At 49.0% G+C, this 3,211-nt stretch carries 3 protein-coding genes and 1 riboswitch; all 3 genes read right to left on the reverse strand.

The window, feature by feature from the left end; genetic code table 11:
• Positions 1-137 precede the first annotated feature (137 nt).
• From Q3886_RS09645 to Q3886_RS09655, 3 genes are read right to left on the reverse strand one after another with little or no spacing between them, the layout of a single operon-like run.
• Complete coding sequence (locus Q3886_RS09645) at positions 138-905, reverse strand: ABC transporter ATP-binding protein (RefSeq protein WP_301861244.1); 768 nt, start codon at positions 903-905, stop codon at positions 138-140.
• A 17-nt stretch (positions 906-922) separates the two neighbouring features.
• The gene (locus tag Q3886_RS09650; protein WP_301861245.1) at positions 923-1,681 is read right to left on the reverse strand and encodes an ABC transporter permease; all 759 of its coding nucleotides are present in this window, start codon (positions 1,679-1,681) and stop codon (positions 923-925) included.
• 12 nt (positions 1,682-1,693) lie between these two features.
• Positions 1,694-2,716, reverse strand: coding sequence for an aliphatic sulfonate ABC transporter substrate-binding protein (locus Q3886_RS09655; protein WP_301861246.1), 1,023 nt, complete (start codon positions 2,714-2,716; stop codon positions 1,694-1,696).
• A gap of 178 nt (positions 2,717-2,894) precedes the next feature.
• Positions 2,895-2,994: riboswitch (SAM riboswitch) on the reverse strand.
• Positions 2,995-3,211 lie beyond the last annotated feature (217 nt).

Raw genomic sequence — 3,211 nt, forward strand, 5'->3', positions numbered from 1 at the left:
CTTCTCTTCCCCTAGGTATGCAGAAGAACTTGTCTGCCTGCCCATCCCCTTTCGTATGGCTGCCGACACCTGGTGCAAAGCGCGGCGGAACGCCCTGCCTTTATGGTGCAGGCAACTTCAAGTGTGTGATAAAACCATCAAATCTGATAGTAAAAAGGAACTTCTTCTTCTTTGAAAAATTCCTTGTAAATTTCTTCTTTTGCCTGTGAAAACAACGTCCCTGTACGGCGCCGCGGCGTACCCAGATCGACAGGATAGATATGACGGATATGACCAGGCCGGGATGACAGTACGACGACCTGCTGCCCCAGATAGATGGCTTCTTCAATATCATGGGTAACAATAATCATCGTTACTTTTTCCTGTTTCCATATGCGCAGCATTTCTTCCTGCATGTGGATTTTGGTAATGGCGTCGAGGGCGCTGAAGGGTTCATCGAGAAGAAGAATCTTCGGTCTGTTGGCCAGCGCCCGGGCAATGGCTGCCCGCTGGGCCATGCCGCCGGAAAGCTGACGGGGCAGGGCATCGGCAAAGCCTGCCAGGCCTACGATTTCCAGATTCTTTTCAATCCACGCATCGTCATGTTTCTGCTCTTCCGGCAGGCTGAAGCGAATATTTTCGCGGACCGTCATCCACGGCAGCAGGCGGTGATCCTGAAAGATAAACCCTTTTTGCCGCGACGGCTTCCGCACAGTCTCTCCGGCTACGACGACAGTGCCTTCATAGTCCGTATCGAGACCGCCAATAATCCGCAGCAGCGTACTTTTCCCGCAGCCGCTGGCGCCGATAATCGACGTAAAGCTCCCTTTCTCAATGGTAAGGTTAATATCATCCAAGGCGGTCACGGCCTTGCCGTTAGTTACAAATCGCTTGGACAGGTTTTGTATCGTAACGATAGCACTCATCTATGTATTTCTCTCCTTTAGCGTACGACAACACGACGCCGGATATACAGAAGAACATCATCCATGATCTTGCCAATACAGCCGACAAGGAGCATCCCCAGAATAACAATATCCGGCCGGGACAGGCTCCGGCCGTCCATCAGCATAAAGCCCACGCCTTTGGTGGCGCCAATCATTTCTGCAGCGACGACGCAGACCCAGGCATTCCCCATGCCGACGCGAATTCCCGTCATAATAGCCGGCAAGGCGCCTGGAATAATGATGTGCAGGATAAACTGTTTTTTCGGAACTTCATATACCTGCGCCAATTCATAATATTTTTTATCAATGGCCTTAATACCATCAACAATCGTAACGAACACCGGAAAAAAGGCGCCGACAAAAATAATATAAATCTTGGACAGTTCGCCAATGCCAAACCAGAGAATAGCCAGGGGAATCCAGGCAATAGGCGGAATGGGGCGCAGGATTTGCAGGCAGAAATCTGTAAATATTTCCACGCGCCGCGATAACCCCGATGCAATGCCCAGTATAAAGGCTACGACCAGGCCGGCAAGAAATCCTTCTATAACGCGAAGAACACTGATGCCAATATACGCTGCCAGCTTGCCGCTTTCACCGTACTGAATGGCCGCTTTGACAATGGCTGACGGCGCCGGCATGGTGTACGGCTTAATAATGCCGGCCACGGCCAGGCCTTGCCAGATAATCAGAACCAGTACCGGCATAGCCAGATACAAAAGCCAATAGGACAAACTCCGTTTCGTTGTTTTCATTCCTGTGTACACCTACTTTTTGCTCAGCGCGTCAATATACCGTTTGTCAATAAAGTTGTCCATATTGACATCGTCCTGAATAATTCCCACTTTTTTCGAGAAATCTTTAACTTCTGTAATTGCCTTGATATCATCGTCATTCAGGGCCGTCGTAAAGGTCAGATTCTTCAGTACCTTCTTCATTTCTTCTTTGGAAATACCGAAATTCTGATACGTAACTTCAGCAGCTTTGTCCGGGTCCGATTTAATCAGTTCATTCGCCCGGTTCAGTGCCCGCAGATAGGCCAGAACCACTAAAGGATGCTTGTCTGCGTAGGAAGTGACGAAATAGTTAATCATATTCCCCCGCTTGATACCTGTGCCATCAGCCAGTACCCGGGCCTGTCCGGCAGACGTAAGTTTCGTAATGTACTGTTCCCAGATAACAATGGCATCGACTTCATTCGTCGTCAGAGCCGTTACCTGTTCTGCGGCATTTAAGTTTACCGTCTGTACATCATCCAGCGTCAGTCCTTCCTTTTCCAGGAGCTGTGCCAGCAAATGCTGTGCATAGGAACCTTTGGCATAGGCTACTTTCTTGCCTTTCAGATCGGCAACAGACGTAACGGAAGAAGACGACGGAACCAGAACGGCCAGCGCTTTTTCCCCATAGGCAATATTGGAAACGATGCTGATATCATGACCCTGCGATTTGGCAATAATAGCCGGCAAATCAGCCATGAAGCCGAGATCTGCTTCATTGGCGGCAACGGCTTCGTTAACCAGAGGTCCTGACTTAAATTCCGTCCACGTTGCCTTGGCCCCAACCTTGCTCAGTTCTTCATCAATATATCCCAGGTTATGGGCTACATATACAGACGTATACAGGGGATAGGGCTGCGCAGCAATACGCAGAACAGCGCCTTCATCCTTGCCTTCCGTTACTGTAATCGGCGCTTTCGCCGCTGCCGCCTTGTCTTCACTGCTGCTGCCGCATCCGCTTAATACGCCAATTGCCAGCGCAGCAACGGCCAAGACTGTAATCCATTTTTTCATACATTACTCCTTCTTTCTTTTACCAAACAAAAGGGTGCACCCTTGCTTTTGCCCAGCAGACAGGTGCACCCTCTGAAGTCCTGCTCATCTGCCAAGCTATACCTGCGGAATGACAAAAAAGGTGTCATCCATAATAGATGACACCTTCATAAAAGGGCAGAATATCCATCCTCTTCTCCGTTCATCTATCAGGTTTTACCCTGCCGGAATTGGCACCTTACGGTTCGTAGGTTGCCGCAGCGTCATAAGGCCGGTCCCTCGACTGCTCTTGATGAATACGTGGAATTGTCTGTTCAACCGTTACAGAACCAATTCCCTCCTTGTCATACAACACATGATGGTCATTTTTAAGCCCTCCGTACATGCTAACTCTCCGCAGCTATCTTTGCGTTGAAGAAAGTATACTCCATTGCTAAACATACTGTCAAGACAATGGTCTACTAATTTAGTATTAATTTATTTTCTGTCTCTATGGATTTGACAGAGGCAGAGGTA

Source organism: uncultured Megasphaera sp. (assembly GCF_958350005.1).
In the GTDB taxonomy this organism is placed as follows: Bacteria; Bacillota; Negativicutes; order Veillonellales; family Megasphaeraceae; genus Megasphaera.

Excerpts from the sequence above, each read along its gene's own strand:
- Q3886_RS09645 (WP_301861244.1), bottom strand. The coding sequence starts at position 905 with ATGAGTGCTATCGTTACGATACAAAACCTGTCCAAGCGATTTGTAACT.
- Q3886_RS09650 (WP_301861245.1), bottom strand. The coding sequence starts at position 1,681 with ATGAAAACAACGAAACGGAGTTTGTCCTATTGGCTTTTGTATCTGGCT.
- Q3886_RS09655 (WP_301861246.1), bottom strand. The coding sequence starts at position 2,716 with ATGAAAAAATGGATTACAGTCTTGGCCGTTGCTGCGCTGGCAATTGGC.